Origin of the sequence: uncultured Psychrosphaera sp., assembly GCF_947500655.1 — a bacterium.
GTDB lineage: Bacteria > Pseudomonadota > Gammaproteobacteria > Enterobacterales > Alteromonadaceae > Psychrosphaera.
The window spans coordinates 108,477-134,468 of the sequence record NZ_CANMSK010000010.1 but is presented as its reverse complement, the minus strand read 5'-3'; the positions used below and the strand labels follow the sequence as shown (position 1 = coordinate 134,468).

General features: G+C 38.1%; 18 protein-coding genes. 10 read left to right on the top strand and 8 right to left on the bottom strand.

Features of this window, described 5'->3' with window-relative positions:
- Positions 1 to 196 precede the first annotated feature (196 nt).
- Positions 197 to 703 (top strand): hypothetical protein, encoded by a 507-nt coding sequence (locus Q0940_RS10360; protein ID WP_299268006.1) that lies wholly within the window; start codon positions 197 to 199, stop codon positions 701 to 703.
- A gap of 81 nt (positions 704 to 784) precedes the next feature.
- Complete coding sequence (locus Q0940_RS10355) at positions 785 to 2,095, top strand: YHYH protein (RefSeq protein ID WP_299268004.1); 1,311 nt, start codon at positions 785 to 787, stop codon at positions 2,093 to 2,095.
- Between the two features lie 283 nt (positions 2,096 to 2,378).
- Here Q0940_RS10355 and Q0940_RS10350 read toward each other — a convergent pair whose 3' ends face one another.
- Together Q0940_RS10350 and Q0940_RS10345 are read right to left on the bottom strand one after the other, a co-directional pair.
- Positions 2,379 to 4,616: an EAL domain-containing protein gene (locus tag Q0940_RS10350; protein ID WP_299268001.1), complete on the bottom strand. Its 2,238-nt coding sequence runs from the start codon at positions 4,614 to 4,616 to the stop codon at positions 2,379 to 2,381.
- A gap of 8 nt (positions 4,617 to 4,624) precedes the next feature.
- Complete coding sequence (locus Q0940_RS10345; RefSeq protein ID WP_299267998.1) at positions 4,625 to 5,461, bottom strand: substrate-binding domain-containing protein; 837 nt, start codon at positions 5,459 to 5,461, stop codon at positions 4,625 to 4,627.
- 239 nt (positions 5,462 to 5,700) lie between these two features.
- Here Q0940_RS10345 and Q0940_RS10340 point away from each other — a divergent pair, with 239 nt between their 5' ends.
- Positions 5,701 to 6,690, top strand: coding sequence for an alpha/beta fold hydrolase (locus Q0940_RS10340; RefSeq protein WP_299267996.1), 990 nt, complete (start codon positions 5,701 to 5,703; stop codon positions 6,688 to 6,690).
- Positions 6,691 to 6,787: 97 nt separating this feature from the next.
- Here the strand turns inward: Q0940_RS10340 and Q0940_RS10335 are convergent, their stop codons facing one another.
- Positions 6,788 to 7,039 (bottom strand): ribosome alternative rescue factor ArfA, encoded by a 252-nt coding sequence (locus Q0940_RS10335; RefSeq protein ID WP_363323577.1) that lies wholly within the window; start codon positions 7,037 to 7,039, stop codon positions 6,788 to 6,790.
- A 271-nt stretch (positions 7,040 to 7,310) separates the two neighbouring features.
- Between Q0940_RS10335 and Q0940_RS10330 the strand changes: the two genes are divergently transcribed.
- Both Q0940_RS10330 and Q0940_RS10325 read left to right on the top strand, forming a co-directional pair.
- A complete protein-coding gene (locus tag Q0940_RS10330; protein ID WP_299267993.1) occupies positions 7,311 to 9,860 on the top strand; it encodes an IPT/TIG domain-containing protein in 2,550 nt (849 codons plus the stop codon).
- 383 nt (positions 9,861 to 10,243) lie between these two features.
- A complete protein-coding gene (locus Q0940_RS10325; RefSeq protein WP_299267990.1) occupies positions 10,244 to 11,155 on the top strand; it encodes a dienelactone hydrolase family protein in 912 nt (303 codons plus the stop codon).
- A gap of 119 nt (positions 11,156 to 11,274) precedes the next feature.
- On the opposite strand, the gene Q0940_RS10320 is transcribed toward Q0940_RS10325, so the two are convergent.
- The 4 genes from Q0940_RS10320 to Q0940_RS10305 all read right to left on the bottom strand — a co-directional run bounded on the left by Q0940_RS10320 (position 11,275) and on the right by Q0940_RS10305 (position 15,519).
- Positions 11,275 to 12,162 (bottom strand): DUF4198 domain-containing protein, encoded by an 888-nt coding sequence (locus Q0940_RS10320; protein WP_299267987.1) that lies wholly within the window; start codon positions 12,160 to 12,162, stop codon positions 11,275 to 11,277.
- A gap of 6 nt (positions 12,163 to 12,168) precedes the next feature.
- Positions 12,169 to 12,687, bottom strand: coding sequence for a DUF2271 domain-containing protein (locus tag Q0940_RS10315; RefSeq protein ID WP_299267985.1), 519 nt, complete (start codon positions 12,685 to 12,687; stop codon positions 12,169 to 12,171).
- A gap of 45 nt (positions 12,688 to 12,732) precedes the next feature.
- Complete coding sequence (locus tag Q0940_RS10310; protein WP_299267983.1) at positions 12,733 to 13,317, bottom strand: PepSY-associated TM helix domain-containing protein; 585 nt, start codon at positions 13,315 to 13,317, stop codon at positions 12,733 to 12,735.
- Positions 13,318 to 13,389: 72 nt separating this feature from the next.
- Positions 13,390 to 15,519, bottom strand: coding sequence for a TonB-dependent receptor (locus Q0940_RS10305; RefSeq protein ID WP_299267980.1), 2,130 nt, complete (start codon positions 15,517 to 15,519; stop codon positions 13,390 to 13,392).
- Between the two features lie 205 nt (positions 15,520 to 15,724).
- Here Q0940_RS10305 and Q0940_RS10300 point away from each other — a divergent pair, with 205 nt between their 5' ends.
- From Q0940_RS10300 to Q0940_RS10280, 5 genes are all read left to right on the top strand, one after another.
- Positions 15,725 to 16,777, top strand: coding sequence for a helix-turn-helix transcriptional regulator (locus Q0940_RS10300; RefSeq protein ID WP_299267975.1), 1,053 nt, complete (start codon positions 15,725 to 15,727; stop codon positions 16,775 to 16,777).
- Positions 16,778 to 16,978: 201 nt separating this feature from the next.
- On the top strand, positions 16,979 to 17,329 hold the full coding sequence (locus Q0940_RS10295) for a hypothetical protein (RefSeq protein ID WP_299267972.1): 351 nt from the start codon (positions 16,979 to 16,981) through the stop codon (positions 17,327 to 17,329).
- 189 nt (positions 17,330 to 17,518) lie between these two features.
- On the top strand, positions 17,519 to 19,030 hold the full coding sequence (locus Q0940_RS10290; protein ID WP_299267969.1) for a TolC family protein: 1,512 nt from the start codon (positions 17,519 to 17,521) through the stop codon (positions 19,028 to 19,030).
- Positions 19,030 to 20,733, top strand: a complete 1,704-nt coding sequence (locus Q0940_RS10285) for an efflux RND transporter periplasmic adaptor subunit (protein ID WP_299267966.1) — start codon at positions 19,030 to 19,032, stop codon at positions 20,731 to 20,733. Before Q0940_RS10290 ends, Q0940_RS10285 begins: the two co-directional genes overlap by 1 nt.
- 16 nt (positions 20,734 to 20,749) lie before the next feature.
- Positions 20,750 to 23,983: an efflux RND transporter permease subunit gene (locus Q0940_RS10280; RefSeq protein ID WP_299267963.1), complete on the top strand. Its 3,234-nt coding sequence runs from the start codon at positions 20,750 to 20,752 to the stop codon at positions 23,981 to 23,983.
- 132 nt (positions 23,984 to 24,115) lie between these two features.
- Here Q0940_RS10280 and Q0940_RS10275 read toward each other — a convergent pair whose 3' ends face one another.
- On the bottom strand, positions 24,116 to 25,990 hold the full coding sequence (locus Q0940_RS10275) for a TonB-dependent receptor (protein ID WP_299267960.1): 1,875 nt from the start codon (positions 25,988 to 25,990) through the stop codon (positions 24,116 to 24,118).
- Positions 25,991 to 25,992 lie beyond the last annotated feature (2 nt).

Genomic DNA, 25,992 nt, shown 5'->3' with positions numbered 1-25,992 from the left:
TAATTGATATCGGATTTTGAACTATTCAAAAGATCGGTCAATGGATCGTTAAATATTTCTTAACTGATCGGCATTACACGTATAGTGTCTTTTTTTATGGGGGATAATATTGAATAGGTGTATTTTTTTAGCAAAGCACCATACTGTTACCTTGGTGGATAGTTATTTTTACCATTAAATTCATTTAGAGGGTGTTATGAAGTTTATTTATATTTTTATTATGTTGTTGGTTAGTACTTTCAATGTAACGGCTCGAGAAATGGTAATGGACCATTCACATCTGCCAATTGATGTTCCTAAAAAAGCACCTATACCGGCGTTGAGTTTACATTTAGTCAAAGATGCCATGTCTGGATATAATCTTACATTAGAATCACAAAGATATACCTTAATGCCACCACCGCCAGAAATATTATCAATGTCTGCTTTAATGAGTGCTACAGTTAATAAATCATCAGGCTTTATAGAAGGTCATGCTCACTTATATATAAACGGAGTTAAAATCCAACGGATTTATGGAGAGAATATACATATACCTCAGGATTTATTTAAAGAAGGGATAAATACAGTCTCTGTCACTTTAAATAATCATGGACATATGTATTGGGTTGCTAATGATAAAAAAGTTGTTGCCACACTATATGTGGATCAAGCTAAAAAACCTTTTATAACTTATAGGTTTGAAAGCTTTCCTGTTAAATAATATTTACGTGCATTTTATTTGCACTTTGTTTGTTTATTCTTTCAAGAATATTCATACATAGCTTACCGAAGGAATTTATTAATGAAAAAATTTAATATTTTAAACTATATATTAAGTAGTTTATTAGTATGTACATTAGCGGCTTGTGACTCATCTGATACAGAAGAAACCACGGAAGAAACAACTACAGAAGAGACAACTACAGAAGAGACAACAGAAGAAACTTCAACAAGCACAGATGTCGATACCTCTGCTTGGCTAATTAACAACTCAACGATTTCGACTTATATTTCCGACGATAGTGGTAACGGTGTAGTAGAAGATGTTCAATCTGTTGAGGGTGAAATAATTGATGATGTGGAATATATGGTTGTTAAAACAACGGGTATTCCAAAATACGATGTCACTATGACCCAAGATATGGTTGATGCTTTAAATGATCGCCCAAAAGCAAATTCAGATTTTTCAGGTGGTGAGACAACGGTTTCCGTGGGTGATGAAGTCTTATTTGGTCAAGATATTGGTTATAATAGTAGCTCAGAATATTGTGACGATACCGGTGGGGCAGGTTATTGGCCTCCAGGCCCAGGCTGTCCATTAGAGCAAGATACTGAGGCGTATTTTACTGTTGAGCCTACTGACACGGATGAAGAGTGTGCAACTGGTTTGAATACAGTTGGCTTAATGGTCAATGGTACGGCTATTTTTAATTGGGGCGACGGAATGAGCTATGGCTCTAACCAATGGTATAACCTAGCACCAGTTGCTGAGCAATATGATGTTGATATATGTGGTGGTCATGCTGCTAATGGTACATATCATCACCACTTTTATACTAGTTGTTTAGCTAGTTTATTAGAAGATGATGGCGATGAGCATTCACCTATTTATGGTTTCTCTGCTGATGGTTATCCGTTATACGGGCCTTACGAGAGTGATGGTCAGTTAGCTATTAGTGCTTGGGAAAAACGTGATTATGGCGCATCTGAAGCTGAAGGTGGTTGTGATACACCCGGTGAGCGCACATGTGTATTAGTTGATGAATACGATATATCTCAGGGTGTTGTTGCTGCTGACTCAAATGGCCCTGATATTGGTGAGGATGTTACTACCTTATCAAGCAATACAATTGCAGCAGATGATGGTTATTATTATGAAGATTATTATTATTCACAAGCAACCGTAACAGGTGCAATGCTTGATGAGAATAACGGTCACGATAGTGGCGATGGCAAAGGTTACCATTATCATATAACGTTAACAGAAGACACTGATGGTACTTTATTACCTTCATTCCCGTATCAAATGGGACCAAGGTTTAAAGCCGAATTACCTGATAACTCTATAGCGTCATGTAGCACTGATGATGAACAACAAGGTCCACCACCTTAGTCATATGTATTGATTTTAAAGTTATTAATACAATCTATTAAATGTAAAAGGTGCTGTAATACAGCACCTTTTTTATATGTATTTAATAATATCAATGAGATTAAATGCTTTATGGGAACATCACTTTTATCATTAATAACGTTTAATTGTTCTTCCATGAGCGGCGCTATAAATTAACCTGGTTAGTCAACATAACCGTGGTTGTGTTTGCGACTGATAATCTGAGTCGTTAGTGGAGCCTTTGTTTACATTTTTATGTGAGAATTTTAGATCTAAATAAAAGCTAATTTCGCGCCTGTGGTTTTCTCTTATATCGACTGTTTCCATCTGAAAATAACGGAATTGGTTTACAAATACCATAGCCTTGAGCGAAATCAATACCAAGCTCTTCTAAAATATCAATAATCGCTTGGTTTTCAGCAAACTCAGCTATTGTCTTTTTCCCTAATAAATGACCAATCTGATTGATTGCCTCAACCATTGTTTTATCTACGCCATCACTCTCTATATTTGAAATGAAACTACCATCAATTTTCAAATAATCGACAGGGAGGTTTTTTAAATAACTAAAGGAACTTGCACCTGTCCCAAAATCGTCAAGTGCAAATTTAAATCCAAGTTCTTTACATTTATTAATGAATTCAATGGCAGTTCTAAGATTTCTAACAGCCACAGTTTCGGTAACTTCAAAGCAAATTGAAGTGTTTTTAATATTATATTGTTTGGATTTACTATCAATAAAGTCAAATAATTCAATTGAATTCATTGATGCACCGGAAAGGTTAATGTTGACCATGATCTCACTGCCAGAATACATATTTTGTATATTATGAAACTCAGAAAAAACTTCATTAATAACCCATTGATCAACTTCTTCAATCAAATCATAGCGTTCTGCTGCGGGTAAAAATTGGTCGGGTGATATTATGTCACCACGGCTAGATATTAAACGTAATAGAATTTCTAAATGCTGATGCGGAACTGCGTTCTCATCTTGATTTAGCGTTTTATAGGTTTGGTGATATAAGATAAAACGATTGTCCAATAGTGCTGATTTTATTCGCTCTACCCAATTAATTTCCTCTCGTCTTGCGGTGAGTTCCACTACATTATCTTGAAATACACAAAATCTATGACGGCCAGACTCTTTAGCCCAATAACATGCAGAGTCGGCCTCACTTAACACATCTTTAACTGAGTAGGTATTGTTATCAATATAAGTCATTCCAATACTGATCCCGACAGTGTGAATTCTACCATCACAAATAAACTGAAAGTGATTAACTTCTTTTAATATATTTGTAGCGATAATTTGTGCAGATCCAATATCGCAGCCATACAGTAGTAAACCAAATTCATCACCACCAAGGCGAGCAAGTGAGTCGGTTGAACGGATTTGAGAGCTAATAATTTGTGATAATTCAATTAATAAATCATCACCAGCACTGTGACCACAAGTATCGTTAACAATTTTAAAACGGTCTAAGTCCATAAAACAGACTATAGAAAATAAGTTAGATTTTTGAGCATCTTCAATTGCCTGATGAGTTTTTTCTTGAAATGATCGGCGGTTATTCAATCCCGTTAAAGAGTCATGCATTGCTTCCCACGAACGTACAGCAAGCTTTTCTCGCATATAACTAACATCACTTAAACAAAGTACGCCACCAATTAACTGGTGATCTTTGTCAAATATTGGAACAGCTTGTTCTTCAATAGAAATTAATTTACCACAATCTGTTAATAAAGATGTTGTGCCTTTACATGAGCTGCTTTTCTTCTCTTTGATTGTATTGTAAATAGCACTTTGTGTTGCCAGCATAGTTTGACTATCGAATAACGTTAGAATTTCAGAAATAGATTTTCCTTTTAATTCCGCAAAGGAGTGGCCAATTAACTTTTCTGCTGCAGGGTTAAGGTAAATAAGGTTGCTGTATTTATCTGTTCTTAATATGGCATCGTTAATAGATTTTAATGTGATTTCTGCTTGTTGCTTTTCTTCTTCTAGTTCATTGGAAATAGCTCGTAATTTTTTTACAGGTATAAACCATAAAAGCATTAATACACAAAAGCCTAAAAACATGCCGATTAATGCAGTGATAAATGTATTAAATATAAGATGTGACACACTTGCATTAATAACAACGTATCCAACAATATTTCCTATGTCGTAAAGGGGATATTGTCTTTGCATTGATATACCGTCAATAGGCGTTCCAACCGAAGTAAGTGCATTTCCTGTTAGGTCAAAAATTTGAATATACTCATTTTTCAAAGTAACGGGCTCACGTGCCAATAAGCCTTGCATTCTATTCTCTGCATACATCCAAGTATTCGGCAATGTGGTTATCATTTCACTTTGAGCGCTAGATTTAATCTTAGCTTTAAACTTTAAATGATCGGATAAATCTGAATATCCTAACACTGCATAAATCATAGGTAAGCTAATGGCCACAATAAGAGAAATTATTATGGTAAAACGTAAAAGAACACTGTCGATTGTCTTATTTATAGGAAACATAATTTAACCTACTGTTGGACTGGATAATTTCCATAAGCACGTAAAATAGCAGCACCCTCTAAAGAAAAAACAAACTTAATAAATCTTTTTACTTTTTGGGATTGTTCCTGCGGGAGAATAAAATAAAAATGCTTAACCATAGGGTAATCACCAGAGATCATGTTCTCAATGGTAGGTTCAATATCATTGAGTATTAGTGAATGAATATTTCTTTTCTCAGAAAGAAGTAAAGCCAAAGAAGTAACACTAAAACTACCGGGGGTTTTTTCAATTTTATCTACCGTTTCTTGATCTGTGGCAGCAAAAAGCAGGCCTTGACGTTTTTCGGCAATCTCAATCGCATTTTGTAATTCAGGAGAAAGTCGTTTTAGTTGTTTCGTATTATCATCGCCAGCTTGACGAATTATAGGGCGAATAACAGAACCATCTGGCCACTTTTTTAATTTACCAGAATAAATATCTACCATTTGGGTAATGGTTATTTTTTCTACCTGAGTTTTATTGGAAACAGCAATGATTGTGGGAGTACTTGCATACAAAGTTGCAATAATACCTAAATTTAATTCCGTGCTTTTTAAAGGTCGAGCACTCAAACCTATATCAATACTGCCTCGCGGTGTCGCTTTAATTGCACCGCTACTACCAATACTTGGTAATACTCTAACCGTAATGTTTGGATTCGCATTTTGATAGGCTTTAGCAAGGTGTCTCATAGTGCCAATAGCATTGCCCGTTCCACCTATGGTTATGGTGGTCGAGTTTGCTCTGGAACTAAAAGTAAGTGTTATCGAAAGTACTATCGAAATTAGTAAGACAAATCCATACTTCTGAGCACATCCATGCATAAATAAATATCCTTAATGAGTAATGAGGGTAACTTAATAATAGAATACTTTTTTATTTAACGTTCTATTATTATTGATAATAATCAGATTTAATTATGTTGTTAGGCGGAGAACTAAGGTAATTTAATATGTAAGAGTTGACGTCTTTACGTGTAACATTATTTTCTACACCATAGTCCTCAGGTTTACTAAGGTGTAACTGATGACAAGTAAATGTATAAGAACAAGGAATCTCTACTTTGAAGCATTTAATACTTTTATTACTATTAGCGCTTTCACTGAACTCAATTGCTGTTTTAGCATCGGATGAAAACAAAATTAAATCTCCCAAAAATTGCTTTCGTGGCAACTTTTCTTCATACGACACATGGCTGAATTTTTTATCCAAAAAACCGCGCTTTAACAAAGAACGTTTTATGCAACGCTTCCCTGAAAAAAAATTCAATGACAGAAAGGCAAATGTAGATTGCGTCAGCTTTATATACAAAGTCGGCGACCTGAACATTGAGGGCTTTTATGTAAAACCCAAAACGCCAACGAATAAAAAATTCCCTGTCGTTATTTACAATCGTGGTGGTAATGCTGGACACGGCTATGTGAATTTTGCAGGGAAAATGGATTTTATCTCTGATATTGCAACGGCTGGTTTTATGGTGATTGGCAGCCAATATAGAGGCTCTAGTTCTAAATATATTAGGAATAATGGCCAAGATGAATTTGGCGGGAAAGATGTTGAAGATGTGGTTGAGTTAGTTAACTTGTTGCAAGAAATTCCTGAAGCTGACGCTACAAAAATTGCATTAGTTGGTTGGAGTAGAGGCGCAAAGCAAGCATTTCTAGCTGCAGAGAAAATTCCAAATGTAAAAACAATAGTGGCAATAGCCGGTAACGCAGACGCCATAAAAGCGCTAGAGTGGAGACCAGCAATGGAGAACGTTTACCTTGCTAGAGTACCAGGTTTTAAAGAGAATCGATTGGAAGAGTTAAAAAAGAGATCTGTATTGTATAGGTTGGACAAATTACCAAGACAACTACCAGTTTTACTGATACATGGCACTGGCGACAAAAAAGTAAATGTACAACAATCTGAAAAACTAGCACGTGCGTTTTCACTAAGAAAACAGCCACATAAATTGGTTATTTATCCGGGGGACGGACATGGTCTATTTAAAAATAGACAAGAATTAAATACAGAAGTAACTAGTTGGTTAAAGCAATTAACTTTATAGTAAGAGCCTTTTAAAGAGCGAATTTATTACAAACGGTTTCTTACAGATTGTTTAATAATACAGCTCACTTTAAAAGTATTATCAGATAATCGCTCACTTAAGCGGCTATTTGATAACACTCTTTCCCTGAGTGTTTTGCTTTACGGCTAAATGCGCCTTTCCCTTTTTTTGCTTTCTCAACTCTCATTCTGAACACTTTACTGGTAACTAACGCACCAAGAGCGCTGTGGTTTATTGTGCCACGGCCAAGGTCAGTTGTTTTTTGTGCTGTCGTTGTAGTTTCGGGTTTTAGCTTTGGTATTGAGAGTTGCTGGGCTTTGTTCCCGTTACTCATTTTACGTTTTTCCATCTTATCTTCTCCTTTGAAGGGCGTTTATCTTCATTATGAAGAGAGGTTAGTCTAACAGCATTTTATTAACTTGGCAGTGTGTTGTTGGGCTAGTGTTAAATTTCACCGATTACATTTTATCAAGCCGTTATTTGTATAAGAAATATAAGCAAACCATAATAAAATAAGCTATTCCCAAAAGCTTTACTGATCGGTATAATCCGGTTAAATTTTGACATCAAAAGTATCAAGTTGACAATTTTGTCAGTTTATTAAAAGGGTTGTACTACTAATGAAGTATTTAGTAACTTTATTATTTATAAGTGTGTTTGTTACAGGTTGCAGTAAGTCTAACGATTCTGAACAAATTATTGATGAGATAGAAGAAGTTGTAGTAGGTGAAACTGAAGATGCCGAAGAAGCAACTGAGGAAGAAGTTGAAGAAGAAGCTGAAGAAGTAGTTGAAGAAGAAACTGAAGAAGTAGTTGAGGAATATGTTGAGCCTTTCTCTATTACATCTATTATTCAAAAAGTCTTATTTGATGGCTCTCAAGTGCAAGTCTCAGGTAGTGAGTTAGACGGCGCTATGAATGTTTCGTTAAATAACATCCCGCTTGATATTACTTCACAAAGCCCACACGAATTATATTTTACAACTCCTTTGTTACCTGCGGGGAGTTATGAATTGGAGTTTTCACACCAAAAATCAAATCAAGTTCAAACTCAAACTTTAGAGTACGCCAGTAAACTGCTGGTTAATTCAATAGCTTCTGGTGATAACCATAATTGTGCGATTACAGAAGCTCAAACGCTTGTTTGCTGGGGGGAAAATTACGAAGGTCAACTCGGAAATGGCACAACGGATCACTCAAGCTCTCCAGTTGCAGTACTTGGTTTAACCGATATTATCGATGTAAGTACAGGTAGCAGTCATAGTTGTGCTTTAAAAAGCGACGGCACCGTTGCTTGCTGGGGAGAAAATAGTAACGGACAGTTAGGTGATGGAACAACTGATGATAGTTTAACACCGGTTACGATTGCTACGCTAACGGATGTTATTGCAATTACATCCGGCTATACATTTAATTGCGCGATAAAAAGTGACGCTACAGTTGCTTGTTGGGGAAGAAATAATGTCGGACAGTTAGGAGATGGAACAACAACAAATAGTTTAGTTCCTATTGATGTGTTGGGGCTTACTGGTGCAACGGCAGTTAGTTCTGGGGCTGGCCATACTTGTGCAGTTAAAGGTGTTAATGATTTAGTTTGCTGGGGCTACAATAGCTCGGGTCAACTTGGAGATGGTTCAACCGATAATTCTTCAACGTTTGTTAGTGTTTCAAATGCAAATAATGTTAGTGCTATTAGTGTAGGTGGCGATAGCAGTTGTATTATAAAAACAGATGGTACAGCGGCGTGTTGGGGAGCTAATGACCAAGGTCAGCTTGGCAACGGAACGTTTGATGATTCTTTAGTTCCTACGACTGTTGACGGTCTTACAGATGTTGCATCTATTACTCTTGGTAGCTACGTCAGTTGTGCAGTTACTAATGACGGTGATGCTTACTGCTGGGGTTATAATGAAGAGAATCTAATTAGCGCTTCTATAAGTGATAATATTTCAACGGCAACGTTGATAACCAAAGGAAATGATTTTAAGACAGCCAGTGTTGGTGCTGATCATATTTGTGCATTGGAAAATAATAATTCAGTTACTTGCTGGGGGTATAATGGGAATGGTCAACTCGGATATGAAGATGTTAAAAATACAACAACGCCTATCACTACTTCTGAATTAACAGGTATCTCAAACCAAGAAATAGGTAATACCCATCAGTGCGGATTGACGGTTGATGGAGTCGTTACTTGTTGGGGGGAGCCTAATTACTATGGTCAATTAGGTAATGGTGAAATAGGTTATGCTGGACAACTTCCTGCCGTGGTTAATAATACCAATGATTCTATTGATGTTAGCGTAGGTTATAATCATAACTGTGCTGTTAAAGACAATGGTACCGTATCTTGCTGGGGTTATAACAATCGAGGACAACTGGGTAATAATACAACGGATAATTCGGCTATAGCTGTTGATGTTTTAAACCTTATCGATGTAGTTGATATTAGTTTGGGGGATTATCATAGTTGTGCCGTTAAAAACGATGGTACCGTATCTTGTTGGGGTAATAACGCTAGCGGACAACTTGGAGATGGGACAACAGGAAACTCTTCTGTTCCTGTTGATGTATTAAACCTCACTAATGTAAGTACGATTGAATTGGGAAGTTCTCATAGTTGTGCCTTAAAAAATGACTCGTCTGTTGTTTGTTGGGGCAGTAACAGCAGAGGACAACTTGGGGATGGAACAAATGAAGACTCTTATGTTCCTATTGATGTTAACTCTTTAAATGGAGTGACTTCTATTAGTGTTGTCAGTAATCATAGTTGTGCGATAAAAGGTGACACTTCAGTTGCTTGTTGGGGGGATAATACTTCAGGAAAGCTGGGGAATAATACAACGGATAACTCAAATATACCTGTTACTGTAATAAACTTAACCGATGCTACTCAAGTTAGTTTAGGCACTAATCATAGTTGTGCAATGAGAAGTGATGGAACAGTACAATGTTGGGGCGACAATGATAATGGGCAACTTGGTGATGGTACGACAACAGATGCCTACACTCCTGTGAATATTGCAGGGTTAAAGGACATTATAGAAATTAGTGTTGGTCAGAACCAAAGTTGTGCACATTATAGTAATGGAGACGTGACTTGTTGGGGAGAAATCCCACACGGAAGTGTTCTAAAGACTAAATTTGTATATCCTTATGTTTTAGAATAAAAAGGGTATTTAATAGATTTAAGCTCTGATCTTATGAGTTTATTTCATCATCAGTTAACTCTATTTATATAGAGTTAACTGATTTTCCTTTTAAGGCACCCTGTAACTAAATCTGTGTAACTGCCTATTATTAATCCCATAGTAAGCTTTTAAACACTGTAATTGGAATTGATTCCGTGTAGCTTATTTTATGTTGGATTAAATTAGCCCATCCCAGCCCCAATTACCCATTCAACTTATATTCTATGTGGTTTATAGAATAGTTTTGAAAATGTTATTTAATTGCTGCATATTTATCCACTGTTGATTATATTAAACACAGAACGTCTTACTACACTCTCAATCACGATAGTGAACATAATAGATAAATTCAGAGGAACTTTATGAATAACAATAATAAAAACATTCCAGAAGAAGCATTTGATTGGTATGACTCATACGCTCATGGTGGCATGGACCGTCGTACTTTTATGAAGAAACTAACGGGATTAGTGGCTCTGGGGTATTCAATGACCACGCTTACAGGTGCGTTATTTCCCAATTATGCCTTAGCAGAACAAGTGTCTTTTAATGATGCGGAGATCACGGCAACTTATTTAAACTTCCCATCACCACAAGGTCATGGAGAGGGCAGAGGTTATTTAGTCCTTCCTAAATCAATAACGACAAACAATGGCGATGTACCAGTTAAAAAAGCACCAGTGGTACTTGTGGTACATGAAAACAGAGGTTTGAACCCTTATGTGAAAGATGTGGCTCGTCGCTTAGCTAAAGCGGGCTTTATTGCCTTTGCGCCAGATGCATTGTTTCCGTTAGGTGGTTATCCAGGTAATGATGACGAAGGCCGTTCTATGCAAAAGTCTTTAGATAGAAGTAAGATTGAACAGGATTTTGTTGCCGCGGCTAATTTTATAAAATCCCATGAACTTTCAAACGGTAAACTTGGTACTGTAGGTTTTTGTTTTGGTGGTTATATGGTTAATTATTTGGCTGCGGTTGATAGTAAATTGATTGATGCTGGCGTGCCGTTTTATGGCACACCTGCAAGCAAAGAATTACGCAAAAATATCAAAGCGCCATTAATGATCCAATTGGGTGAGCTCGACGAACGCGTTAACGCCTCTTGGCCTGAGTATGAAAAAGACTTAAAAGCCAATAACGTTGAATACGTTATGCACATGTATGAAAACGCAAAACATGGTTTCCATAATGATTCTACAGGCCGTTTTGACCAAGCTAATGCAGACTTAGCGTGGTCAAGAACCTTAGCGTTTTTTAATTCGAAATTGGTTTAGTTTAGCTACGTATAAAAAAGCCATAATAAACGGTATGTTTATTATGGCTTTATTTATTATTTGTTTTATAACTACTACTTTTTTAATACTTAAAGTCAGACTTTTAAAAGATATTTTGTTTATTCAGGAAACACTTCTAGTGTTAAGTACAAGCTAAAGTGTTTTACATCCACATCTGCTGGTTGTTCTACTTCCACAGCTGACTCAGCCGCAAGGAAATAAAAACCACTGCTTTGTGGCGTAAAAGTAAATTCACCTTTGTCATTTAAGGTAAGAACTTGTTCATTACGGTTGTTGCGATGACGAGTCCCCGCTTTTATCGCTTTTACGTGTGTACCTTTGCTTACCGGTTTACCATTAAATAATAATTGAAAACGAGCAGTTTCACCCGCGAATAAATCATTTGGATGTGTTTGACCAACTAACTCTAAGCCTTTGCCCGTTGGGTTAACAGCGGTTAATGTTGGTTTATTAACACTAATAAAGGTTTCAACACTTGAAGCGGTTGTTCTGCGCACTACGTCGGTTGCGCCTTCTGGTAATGTAATGTCTTTACCAAATAAACGCCAAGGTGCACCGTCTGCCTTTTTAAACGTAGTCATAGCAACATCTTGTTGAATTAAACTGACGCGGTAAGTACCTGATTGCTGCAAAGGCACATCGGCAATAGACATACGTTGATACGCTTGCCAGTCAACGGAGTTATCAATTTTGCCATCTGGCAGTATTACTCTTGATTGCAACATAGCAAACAGAGGTTTTAGATCCCCTGCATCAACACCTTTACCATTATCACCTAGTGGACGATCTGGATGAAAAATGTCGTTAGATATACTAGAAATGATCGTAGCGTATTGAGTTTTATCGCCAGATAAAACCGTATGCGACGGCACCATAAAACGTTCGTGTGCGTTAATACTTTGAGCAAACAATAAACCAACTAAACTGCTTGCAAGTACTGTGTTTTTTATTAATGCTAAATGTGCTTTTTTAATGCTTTGTTTCATAGCTATTTACTCTATAGTGATCGTTATTGAACCAAGCTCAGCTTGACCTTGAAGGGTGAAGGTTTGCTTTTCTCCCTCAACCCAGCTTATCTTTTGTTTTAAATACTCGCGGCTACCTTGTTCACGTACGGCTTCAAAATGTAAAACATAGTCGCCTTGTTCTAGCTGTGCGCCGTTAGCTAACTTTCCTTGCCAAGATAGTTTGTATTGGCCTGGTTTGCGTGTAGCGCCAGAAACACCATCGTAGTTATCGGTATTACGTCCTATTTTGCGCCACCACTGTCTTAAGTCTTTAAACCATTCTTCTTGTTCGCTCCAAAAGGCGAGGGTGTGAACACCTTTTCTGTTTGCTGTTTCTATCCATACCGCAACGTATGGACGGTGATAAGGTTCGGCACTTATTTCTGGTAAGGTTAAATCAATGGTTAAACTAACGGGCTTTTGTGCAGCCGCATAAGTTAAGAAACTAAAAGTGATACTTAATAGTACCAGTGCTTTTAGTTTTTTTAATATCGAGTTTCTCACTATAAATCCTTAATTTTTTAAAAGCTTTGTTTATAAATAACAGGGTTAAACCTGTGGAACAAAAGCGTAATACAGAATAACGGGAGTAATACTACCTAGTAGCAAAACGATAAATCCGTGTCGTCTGTGTTTGGCGTTTTGTAATAAAATAAAAAGCCCAGTTAACGAAAAAAACAGTATTAATACTGCTGATACATCAATCAATCCTCGCCACACTTCACCGCTATACCGACCTTTATGGAGATCATTAATCAAGGCAATCAATCCACCTTCTTTATGTTCAATCTCAACGGTATTTGAGTCCAACAAAACGGTGACAAAAACATAACCCGCAGGGAGTGGATAATCATAAGTTATCTCCTCACTCTCCAGCATGACATCAATGCTTTTGGGATCAGTGAGTCCAGTTTGTTGTTCAACAAATTGTTGGATGGCTTTTAACGGGAATTCAGTTTGGAGCGATATGGTGTCTATAATTTCGTTCGGTAAAGTTAACTCCGTGATTGTTGCCGGAGAGCTTGATGCCCAGCTTGCATGATTGAGGGTAATTCCAGATACGCAGAAAAATACCAGTAAACTAAACAGGGCAGTAGAAATATAGATATGTAGCCAACGCGACCAGCTAAACATAAGTTTAGCTGGTTTTGTTTTAAGCCATTGTTTGAAATGCTTATTTGGTTTCATTGTATTTATACAAGCACACTAAAACTGGTAAGCAATTGTCGCTTTGATATTACGACCAGGTTCATAGTCGAATAAATACAAGTCACCAAAACGTGGATGGAAAGACGTACCGGTTCTTGATGATTGTGATGCGTAATATTCGTCAAACAGGTTGTCGATACCAAATAGAACCGTTACACCTTTGTAAGACTCAGGTGTCCAATTTACCGATACACTGTGAATATTAAAACCGTCTTTTTGGTTATCTAATGTAGCACCGTCTAAGTCGATACCAGCGTCTACATCTGACACATTCATCATTTCCCAATGGAAAACTAAGTCGTAAGCCGCTAAATCATAATCAACACTTGCTGTAACGGTATCACCTTGTTGACGATCTAATCGAGCTTTGTCTAATGATGCATAATCGTCAAACGCTTCTAATTCACTTTCTGCAGATGACAATGTTATTTGGCTATTAAAGTTACCCACTTGGTAGCCAACATAAGCTTCAAAACCAGTAATGGTCATATCACCAATATTATCTTTCCAATAACCACCTTCAGCTGTGGTGGCATAATCATAAATGTAATCGTTAATAACCGTATTGAATACCGTCGCACCCATTGAAAATGCATCTGCACCTAAGACGTTATCTTGATAAGCAACAGAGAATTCAGTATTAGTCCCTGTTTCAGCATCGATATTTTGATTCTCAGTGTCATATAATCCAGCACCTGTGAATACTTCACCTATTTCTGGGCCTTTAAATACATCAGTTGTGCTTAATTTGAAAAGGAGTTTATCGTTAACGTTATATTCAGCGGCTAAGGCAAAAGACATCTCGCTAAAGCTGCTGTCTACGACCATAGAGTCAATGCTGTAATCTTCATAACGAACGCCTGGAATGATGGAAAAACCATTATCAAATGAAATTTTATCTTGAACAAAAAGAGCGGTAGTTGTCGCTTCTTCATTAGATAAATCGGTAGAGCTAGTATATTCAGCTTGGTAATCTGTTTCGTGCTTTAATACGTCAATACCGTAGGTAACGTTGTGATCACTATTTTTAAGCAATACATCTTCAAATACAGTTCCAGCTAAAACGTTAAATCCGGTGTTTTTGGCTTCACCTGTAACAATGGCAGCAGAAGAGGCGAATGCTGCATTTTGTGCCCAACCCAACTCATCACGCCATAACTCGCTAGTGTTAGAAAACGCAGATGCTTTTAACATTGACGTTTCGCCCCATGATAAATCATAGTTAAACGTTAATGTGTCGCGGGAAAATTCAGTGGCCCACAATAAAGGAATTTCTAATGAATTAGTAATAGCGTAATCTGTAGCTAGTCCCATATCTGGACGGTAGCTGTAATCGCCTTCGTCACTGTAACTTTCATAACTCATTGCTAAACGCTGTTTGTTGCTTATATTCCAACCAAACTTAATTAACGCATCTGAGACAGTACCTTCTAAGCCTTTAACTTGACCGTCAGTACCTTCTATTTCATTACCATCTGCGTCTTTTATTTCATTTCCGCCAACGTTGTAGTTGTCACGGTTTACTTGATTAAAATAAGCTAAAAAGTCTATATCGTCAGTTAATAACCCATAGCCTGTAAATGAGAAGTTGCTACCAGAGTTATCACCTGCGCTTACATGAACTCGACCACCAAATTGTTGATCTTTAGCTAGTAACTCACTTGCTTGCTTAGTTTCAAATCTAACAGATCCACCTAAACCGCCGTTGATCACTGAGTTTGTGCCTATTTCAATATCAACGGATTTTAAAATATCAGCATGGATTTGTAAGTTGCCCATGTGATGATACATATAAGTATTTTGAGCGGCACCGTCGATAGAAATTTTAAGATCTTTGTCATCCATACTACGAATAGTAATACGTTGATTTAACGAGTGTGCGCCACCAACATCAACACCAGGAATAGTTCTTAGTAAATCTGAGATATGATCAGCTTGTTTATTAAGAATGTCACCTTGGTTTAAATATAATGAAGATGTTTTAACCGATGTGCCCCAAACGGCAACACGTTCAATTGTGTCTTCTGCTGTGGTATCTTCGACTTCTTCTGCTCCTGTAACGGTTGCAGTGAACATTGAAGCTACTGCGATAGCAACGGCACTTCTAGAAAAACGCGATATGGTCATTATGTATCCTTGATTATCGTTAAAGTTTTTTATTAATGAGAATGATTCTCATTAGTGTACATTAATGTTAATCTTTGTCTCGTTTATTGATTTTGCTAAATCGCCAAGAGATTTTGTTAAATCGTCATAACGTAAGTTGCTCAAAAGCAAAAGCGCTCTGGCAAGAGTTCCTTAGATAAAAAGCTTGGATAAAAAGAGAAAGTGAATGACACAAAAAAGGCAGTTGAATAAAGACGGTTTGCATTCAATGTTGGTTGAGCAGGGCTTTGAACATCAAATTTTTCAAAAAGAAATAAACACTCGCAGCTTATTTGAAGGTGAGCTTAGTTTTGAAAAAATATCAGATGGTATAAGCATGCATTGCAGCCACGGTTTAGAAAAACAAGCCGCTCGCAGTTCTGCATCTATAAATCCATGTATAAGTATGAATATTGTTTTTGCTGGCAATATCGGTTTTAGTCTTGGCGAAGATAGGTATCAGTTTACAGCCAGTGAACATAACCCTGTGCTTTTTATTAATGTTATTGGTGAAACTGAAATATTCACACGGCATTTAATTGAAGGCCAAACCGTAAAAAAAATTAACATTACAATAGATAAACAATGGTTGCTGTCTCGTTGTAAGTCGACAAATGATCTTGCCAATGTACATTCTATATTTGGTCAAAACAGTGCTGTATATCATTTTGATTGTTCACCTGCATTGGTTGAATTAGCTGAGCAGTTATTTGAACAAAAAGTAAAATTAGAACTTGGTAGTCAACTGCAAGCAGAGCATTTATCTTTGCAAGTGGTGCATGAGTGTTTGCCTTTGTTACTGGCCGAAAACATTTCATCTAAGTCTGATCATTTTGTTGCGCCAATATCAGCTAATAAACCAAAGTCGTCATTAACAACCAAGTTAACAAAACAAGCATTACCGCAATTTGGTATTTGTAAAATTGAAGCAGCGTTAGATGGAATTTTGTTAAATAATCAGCTGTTAAAAAACGTTTCGTTAAAAGAAGTTGCTAGTCAGTTAGGATTAAGTATTAGTACTTTACAAAGACAAGTAAAAGAAAAACATCAAGTGACGGTGATTGAGTATTTAAGAAACAAACGATTAGATAATGCTAAAAAACTTTTGATCATTGAACGAAAATCAATTGGTGAGGTATCTTTTATGTCTGGTTACACGCATGTTGCCAATTTCACCACCGCCTTTAAAAAACGTTTTGGGGTTACCCCCGATAAATTACGTAAAGAACATTTTGGTTAATAAAATAAGGCACAAATAAAAAATAGGTGTAACATAGAATACTTAACCTGATCATTTTTTGTTTATCTATACAGTTTTTAAACAAAACTCTTAAAACAAAGCTCTTAAAAATAAAACTTAACTAGCGGGTTCCTTGTGACGTTAACCTTTTCTAAAACATTAATGGTATTGCTCATTTGTCTGACTTTTATAGGTCAAACGATGGCGTCTACTGTTATGCCTTATCAAATGATGAGTATGGAAGGAATGACTATGCAGGGCATGTCACATACTGACATGGCTATGATGGAGCATTCTGCTCATGATATGTCTGGTAAAGTACTGTTAACTGATAGCTCTGCTCCTGAGACTAGTGGCTCAGAAGAACAAAACGAAGATTGCTGTTCAACTATCTGTAAGTGTTTTACTGGCGGTTGTTCAAGCCTTGCCACTCTACCTAAAGAATTAACACCCGTAGCATTTGGCTACTTTTCTCCTAAAATACACTCCATTTCAAACTTGGCTTTTAGCCTAGCTTCAACTTCTTTATACCGACCTCCAATACTTAGCTAACTACAGGATAAATGTGTCCAAAATTTGGTGCATTTAGATTTTAATTTCTTGTATTAGGCTTTTCTGAGTTTCCTATTTTATTGCGTTGGCACTGTCAACTGGCACCGTAAATTGGTACTGCCACTATAAATAGAAATATCAAAAATAACCTATTCAATTCAAAATAGTTGATATCCCTTTGGGGTGGTTATGTTTTTAAATAAAAGTAAGTTGTTCACCAATTTCATATTAATGAATTTGTCATTTCTCTCTATGCTTATGAGTATAACTGTGGGCGCTCAAGATAAAGTTAGCACCGGCAGTAGCAGCACAAACAGCAGCAAGACCATTAACACAAATGTTAAGTCAGTCTTAACATTTGAAACGGCAATTAAAACCGCACAGCAAAACGACCCTTGGTTGAGCGGAAATGCTCATCAACAGCAAGCTGTAAAACTAATGGGACAAGCCAGTAATAGCTTGCCAGATCCTAAAGTGTCTTTTGGCTTAGCCAACTTGCCAGTTGGTGGTTTTGATTTTTCTCAAGAGGCCATGACTCAAGCTCAAATAGGCATTAGCCAAGTGTTTCCAAGGGGCGATACGTTAGCGCTTAAAAGTCAGCAATATAAAACCCAAAGTGAAGCTTTTCCTTATCAAAGACAAGACCGTGAGGCTAAGGTAGCTGTCACCGTTGGCCGTTTATGGTTAGACGCTTACCGAGCGCAGCAAAGCATAGCTTTGATTGAAAACAACCGAGCCTTATTTGAGCAGCTGGCTGATGTAGCACAAGCCAATTACTCGTCGGCATTAGCAAGAACCCGTCAGCAAGATATTGTGAGAGCACAACTTGAATTAACCCGTTTGGAAGAACGATTAGACAAATTACGTCAACAAAAAAGCCAATCTGAGGGCATGTTATTTCAGTGGTTAATTAACTTTGCTAATAACGTTAATACAACAACTGCTTATATGAATTTTCATAATCTGGATTTTGGCGAGCAATTACCACAAGTTGATTTGCTCAGCTTTGACTTACTCAGTGCTGATTTTTCTCATAACCAAAACAAACAAAGTTCGCAAAGGTTAAATTCTTCAAGGTTAAGCTCTCCAAGGTTAAGGACAAGCAAGCTAATTCAACGTTTTGAATACCATCCTAGTGTGCAGGCGATAAACAAAAAGATCACGGCGACAAAAACAAAAGTCCATATTGCGGAACAACAATACAAACCGCAGTGGGGCGTAAGTGCAAGTTATGGTTATCGAGATGATGCGCCATCTGACGTCTCAGGTGCAGCAGGGATAAAAAGAGATGATTTATTCTCTGTTGGTATTAGCGTTGACTTACCTATTTTTACTGAAAATAAGCAAGATAAAGAAGTGCAATCAGCCATCTCTAAAACAGAAGCGGTTAAAACTGAAAAGCTATTGTTACTCAGAGAATTATTGTCGGCGTATTCAAACATTAGCGCCAGATTAGACGGAGTTAAACGCAGGCAGAGCTTATACAAATCTAAACTGTTACCGCAAATACATGACAACGCAGAAGCAACCTTATCCGCTTATAACAATGATGATGGCGACTTTTTAGAAGTGGTACGTTCACGCATTGCTGTATTAAATACAGAAATTGATGAGTTAAATCTAGACGTTGACGAACAACAATTAAACCTTGAATTAAATTACCTGTTTATCGGTAACAGTGTTACTGCGGGAGATAAATAATGAAGCAAATTAAACAACAAAAAAGCAATACGGTTAAATCTATTATGTTAGGTGTTTTTGTTGGTACATTAGTGACTGCTATATTGAGCTACAGCGTGTTTCACACTTCAGACTCTTCAATGCAAAATATGTCTGCTGGCAATAACACTAACAATATCAATAACAATAGAAACGGTAATGATAAAGCAGAGAACGCAGAAAAAGCGCCAGCGTATTGGGCTGCCCCTATGGATGCTAATTATCGTCGTGATAAACCGGGTAAATCGCCAATGGGCATGGACTTAGTCCCTGTTTATGAAAATAAAGGGGAAAGCGAAGGACGAGATGAAGGAACTGGAACGATAAAAGTCTCTTCCAATGTCATTAACAATTTAGGTGTACGCACGGTACAAGTTAGTTATAAACCGCTGAATTCAGAAATTAATACTGTTGGTTATATTACCTATGACAAAGAGAGATTAGTGGATATTCAGCCAAGAGTAGAAGGGTGGATTGAAAAACTGCATATGAAGTCAGTGGGTGAACAAGTCAAAAAAGGCCAAGCGTTATATGACATTTATTCACCGGAGCTTGTGAATGCTCAGGAAGAGTTTTTATTAGCACTAGAACGTGACAATAACAGGCTGATACAAGCCGCTCAAAATAGATTGATGGCGCTGCAATTACCAATATCTGCCATTACTGAGCTTAGAAAAACTAAACAAGTACAGCAACGTATTACCTTTTTTGCACCGCAAAATGGTGTGGTGGAGAGTTTAAGTATCAGGGAGGGGGCATATGTTAAACCCGGTTCAAGCCTTATGTCTATTGCTGACTTATCTGAGGTTTGGCTAGAAGGGGAAGTATTTGAACGTCAAGCCGGACAAGTGGCCATTGGTATGCCTGCAACTATCACGTTGGATTATTTACCCGGTAATGTATGGCAAGGAAACGTGGATTACATTTATCCTATTTTAAATCCGCAAACCCGTACGGTTAAAGTACGGATAAGGATTAAAAACCACAACAATGACTTTAAACCTAACATGTTCGCGCAATTGGTTTTACATAATCAAGATGATGGCAACACATTACAAATACCGAAAGAAGCATTAATACGAACGGGCAGACAAGACCGAGTAGTATTGGCGTTAGGTCAAGGCCGTTTTAAATCTATTGCCGTTCAGGTTGGCCGTTATGGTGCTGATTATGTTGAGATATTAAGCGGGCTTAATCAAAGTGATGAAGTGGTGAGTTCGGCTCAATTTTTATTGGATTCAGAGTCCAGTAAGTCATCTGATTTTAAGCGCATGGATCCGGTTAATATGAATTCTGACACAACAGTGATGGCTAGCAGCATGCAAGACCATGATATGGAAATTGAAACGGAAATGCCTAACGTATTGTCTGCAACCGCAACGGGTAAAGTTAATTCGTTAATGGCTGAACATGGCATGATCAATATAAGTCGCTCTGCTATCAAAAAGTGGGGGCGAGCCGCTGCTACTGTTGACTTTACCGCCGCGGAAAATGTCAGCTTTGTGGGAATTAACATTAATGACAAGGTTGAATTTACCTTTGAGGTTCACGATGGCAATTTTGTTATTACCAAAATAGCGACTCTTGCGACTGAATTAGCTAGCGATGATGATTCAGTTGAAGGCTCAGTTGAAGGCTCCGATAGCTCAAAAAGCTCAAATCATTCCAACCACTCAAAGAACTAATTTAGGAGTTTAAAATATGATTGCTTCTATTATTAAATGGTCAGTACACAATCGTTTCTTTGTATTATTGGCGACTTGTATTTTAGTTGGGGCTGGCATTTATTCCGTTAATAAAACGCCAATTGACGCGCTACCAGATTTATCTGATGTACAAGTCATAATCAAAACCAATTACCCAGGACAAGCACCGCAAGTGGTGGAGCAGCAAGTGACTTACCCGCTAACCACAGCCATGTTGTCAGTGCCAGGGGCTGTGACCGTACGTGGTTATTCGTTTTTTGGTGACTCTTACGTGTACGTTATTTTTGATGATGACACCGACTTGTATTGGGCCCGTTCAAGAGTGCTTGAGTATTTATCGCAAGTTACCCCAAATTTACCGAATGACGCTAAACCGCAATTAGGCCCTGATGCCACTGGTGTGGGCTGGGTTTATTTATACGCGTTAGTGGATAAAACTGGCCAACATGACTTAAGCCAATTGCGCAGCATTCAAGACTGGTTTTTAAAATACGAACTGCAAACAGTATCTGGTGTCTCGGAAGTGTCGGTTCTTGGCGGCATGGTTAAACAATATCAGATCACTATAAATCCCGACAAATTACGAGCTTTTGGTATTCCGTTATCTCATATTGAAAGGGCGATAAAACAAGGTAATCAAGAAATTGGTGCGTCTGTTATTGAAATGGCTGAAGCCGAATACATAGTTAGGGCTACAGGTTATATCAAAAGTATTGAGGATTTAGAGCATATTCCGCTAGGGGTAAACAACAACGGCATTCCATTATTGTTAAAAGACGTTGCCGATATTGGCACAGGACCACAAATGCGCCGAGGCATTGCCGAGCTTAACGGAGAGGGAGAAACCGTAGGTGGCATAGTGGTGATGCGTTATGGTGAGAATGCCCAACAAGTCATAGAGCGAGTAAAAACCAAATTAGAACAAATTAAAAAAGGCTTGCCTGATGGCGTAGAAATAGTGCCTGTTTATGACAGATCGGCGTTAATAGAAAGCGCAGTAAATAACTTAACCTTTAAGTTGTTAGAAGAGTTCGCGGTTGTGGCCTTAGTATGTCTATTATTTTTGTTTCATGTTCGTTCTTCCTTGGTCGCAATTATCACCTTGCCAGTTGGGATTTTAACGGCGTTTATTGTTATGCATCTGCAAGGGCTAAACGCTAACATTATGTCTTTGGGCGGTATTGCTATTGCCATTGGTGCCATGATTGATGGTGCTATTGTGATGATTGAAAACATGCATAAACACATGGAGAAGCTGTCATCTCAAGAGCTAAGTCTAGATGGTAAAACGTCAGCTAACGAGCTAAGCAACAAAATAAGCAACGGAACAAGTAATAAAATAAGCAACGAGCAGCGCTGGAAAGTAGTGATAGAGTCAGCGTCAGAAGTGGGGCCTGCGTTATTCTTTAGTTTGTTGATCATCACAGTGAGCTTTGTGCCTGTATTTACCTTGGAAGCGCAAGAGGGAAAAATGTTTGCGCCATTGGCATTTACCAAAACCTATGCAATGGCTGCATCTGCAGCGTTAGCCATTACTTTGGTGCCGGTATTAATGGGCTATTTTATTCGAGGTAAAGTACTTGCTGAGCATAAAAATCCAGTCAATCGTTTGTTAACTTATGTTTATATGCCCGCGTTAAAAACGGTTTTACGTTTTCCTAAAATGACTTTGTTAACAGCGTTTGTTGTTTTACTTATCGGTTTATATCCCCTTAATAAAATTGGTAGCGAGTTTATTCCACCTCTTGATGAGGGTAGTCTTATGTATATGCCAACCACTTATCCCGGTATATCCATAGGGCAAGCTAGGCAGTTATTGCAACAAACGGACAAATTGATCAAAACCGTACCTGAGGTGAAAACCGTGTTTGGTAAAGTAGGCCGAGCGGAAACCGCCACAGACCCAGCACCACTGACTATGATTGAAACCTTTATTCAATTTAAGCCTAAAGATCAATGGCGAGAAGGGGTAACGCTTGAGAGCTTAAAACAAGAATTGGATGCCTTAGTTAAATTACCTGGAGTGACTAACGCCTGGGTTATGCCAATTAAAACCCGCATAGATATGTTGGCAACAGGAATTAAAACACCAGTCGGGATTAAAGTCGCGGGAGCCGATTTAACCGTTATTCAAGAAATAGGTAAACAACTGGAAGTGTTATTAAAAGACGTGCCCGGAACCGCATCCGTATACTCTGAACGGGTTGTTGGTGGTCGTTATATTAAGGTTGATATTCAACGTCAAAAAGCAGCCAGATACGGTTTAAACATTGCTGAAATTCAGCAAGTTGTCGCCAGTGCCATAGGTGGCGTTAACCTAACAAAAACGGTTGAAGGTTTGGAACGTTATCCGGTTAATTTACGTTACTCGCAGGATCACCGTGACTCGCCAGAGGCCTTGTCGTTATTGCCAATAGTAACACCTAATGGTCAGCGTATTTCATTGGGTGATGTGGCGCATGTCTTTATTGAAGATGGACCACCAGGCATAAAGTCTGAAAATGCTCGACTCAATGGTTGGACGTTTATCGACATTGAAAGTGAAGGCGAGGGTGCAGTTGACATAGGTAGTTATGTATCGGCGGCGCAAAAAATCCTTGCCGACAAACTGGATTTACCTGCGGGTTACTCGATTACTTGGGCTGGGCAATATGAATATATGCAAAGGGCAAAAGCCAAGTTGATGTATGTTGTGCCATTAACGTTATTTATTATCATATTTCTACTGTATCTAAATTTTAGAAATGTGATTGAAGTTGCCATGATCATGGGCACGTTACCATTTGCTATGGTTGGTAGTATTTGGTTAATGTACTTACAAGGATTTAACTTTTCGGTTGCGGTAGGGGTTGGTTTTATTGCTTTAGCTGGCGTGGCGGTAGAGATTGGCGTCATCATGTTGGTGTACTTAAACCAGGCTTACCAAGAGATGCTCAATGAACATAAACAGAAAAACATAAGCACCACTAAAGCCGACATCTTGCAAGCTGTGCTACATGGTGCCGGAATGCGAGTTAGACCTGTCATGATGACCGCCGCTGCGATAATTGTTGGTTTATTACCAATTTTATATGGCACAGGGACAGGCTCAGAAGTCATGAGTAGAATCGCAGCACCAATGGTGGGCGGCATGTTAAGCGCGGTGATATTGACCTTATTAGTATTGCCTGCACTATTTTATTTATGGCGTTCTTGGTCGGATCTAAAAAAAGAAGAGGTTCAAAAGTGAAGAGGCTAAAAATGCTCGACGCTAAAAAGTGAATATATGAAAACAAACAGCTAAGCTGTAACAGCAATTAACCATAAGTAGATAACATAGACATAGTTGTCTTGGTTATCTACTTATAATTGATGTTAGTCGCTACCAGTTATAGCTGAGGGTAGCAGTAAATTGTTGTCCACGGCCTGGCGTACCTGGTATTTCTTCAAAGGATTCATTCCAAAGATTATCTGCTGCAAAAATCACTTCTAAACCTTGAACCTGTGGAGGCGAAACTTTTAACGTTAGGTGAGTGAATAAAGCTTCATCATCACCATTGCGTAAAATATTCTCTTCTTGCTTGCGCCATTCATTGTCTACACGGAATTCAAGCATGCCGGTAGGATGCCAAATAGCCCCTAATGTTATGCGATGATCTGGGTAATTTAATGCGTAAAAGCTAGCGTCCGCATCAGTAATTCCATAATCTTCCGATTTACTCAGGAAGGTGTAACTCGCTATAAACTCTGCACTTTCTAAACGTTTTGTGCCAAGTAATTCCAAACCTGAGGTTTCAATATCTACTGGGTTTGCCGAACGAGCAGAGGTTGAATTTAAGCTATAAGTCCAATCCGTTAAGTCATTATCTTTACGATAAAAAATGGCAGAATCAAAATCCCAATTTTGGCCATCTAAAATAAAGCCAAGTTCAAGGTTTTCAGTGGTTTCTCTTTCAAGGTCGTAATTACTTCTAAATAAGCCGCTTGTGTTACTGCCACCAATCGCGGTATAACCTGCAACTTGACTGGCTTCAGCATAAGAAAAGTAAATCGTTTGAGCTGTGCCGTAACCATTAATTGAATTCCAGATGATGTCACCAATTAATGACACCGCAGAATCATCTCTGTTGGTATCGTCATAAGCTGCACCAAGGCGGAAGGTTAGCTGTTGATCGTCTTGTAAGCTCATTGTGTATTCAGGCAATACACTCACTTTATAATATTTACGAGACGTGAAATTGTTTTCAAGTGTGGTCGATTCAATCTCGTCTTCCATATATTGCGAAGAGTAATTAAGCGCAAACGACTTATATTGAGAGTCCAGGTTTGATAAATGATGACGACCAGAAAAGGCGATGGAGTTCACCTTAGTTTCGTGAAAAGCTTCAAATGCGGCTGGGTTTTCACGAGAGAAAATATAATGATCTTTGTGATCACGAGTGTAAGCTGAAACCTCAAATGTACTCTCTGTGCCGTAATCTTGTTTGTGATTAAGCATTAACAGTTGTGTAGTCAGATCTTCAGTTTCATTAACATTAAATGGCGTGTACATATTCGGCCAACCCAAAAACTTATCTTGCGAGCCAAAAAATAAATCTGTTTGTGATGTTGTGCTAACAAGTTGAACGCGGCCAGATAAGCGTTTGAAATCATGGTCGCCATTGTCAATGGTGCCGTCACTTTCAGAGAAAGAGTATTCACCTTCAAAACCGAGAGTCCAGTCGTTAGTATCACCCATTGGCATACTGATACCACTGTGAATTCGGTGTAAATTAAAGTTGTTATTACCTGCACCAATTGAAACGCTACCTGCAGTTTCAATAGCTTTCCAACCAAAAGAGACAGTACCTACAGAGCTGTTCATTCCATAAAGGGCGTTGTCGGCTCCTGCTAGAACATAAGGTTCGCTCAGCATTTCTGGTGCAATAGGAATTTCTGAAAAGTAATGTCCGGTTTGTGGGTCGAGTAATGTCGCGCTACCTACACGAAATCCGGTATTTTCAAAAATACCACCACGGATAGTTACATCGGCTTGAGCTTCTGCCATATTGCGAGATTGTAAATCAACACGCGGATCATATTCTAGGTTTGACACTAATGAAACAAACGTACCTACCGCATCTTTATTGGCAGTGACAGAGCTTTCAATGGTAATTTTTTCAATTTCATTTACGTCATTCGTCTCTTCAGATGCAGCTGAATAAGTGGCTATGCTGCATGATAAAGTAAGCAAAGCGGTTGGTATAACTCGGGTCATTG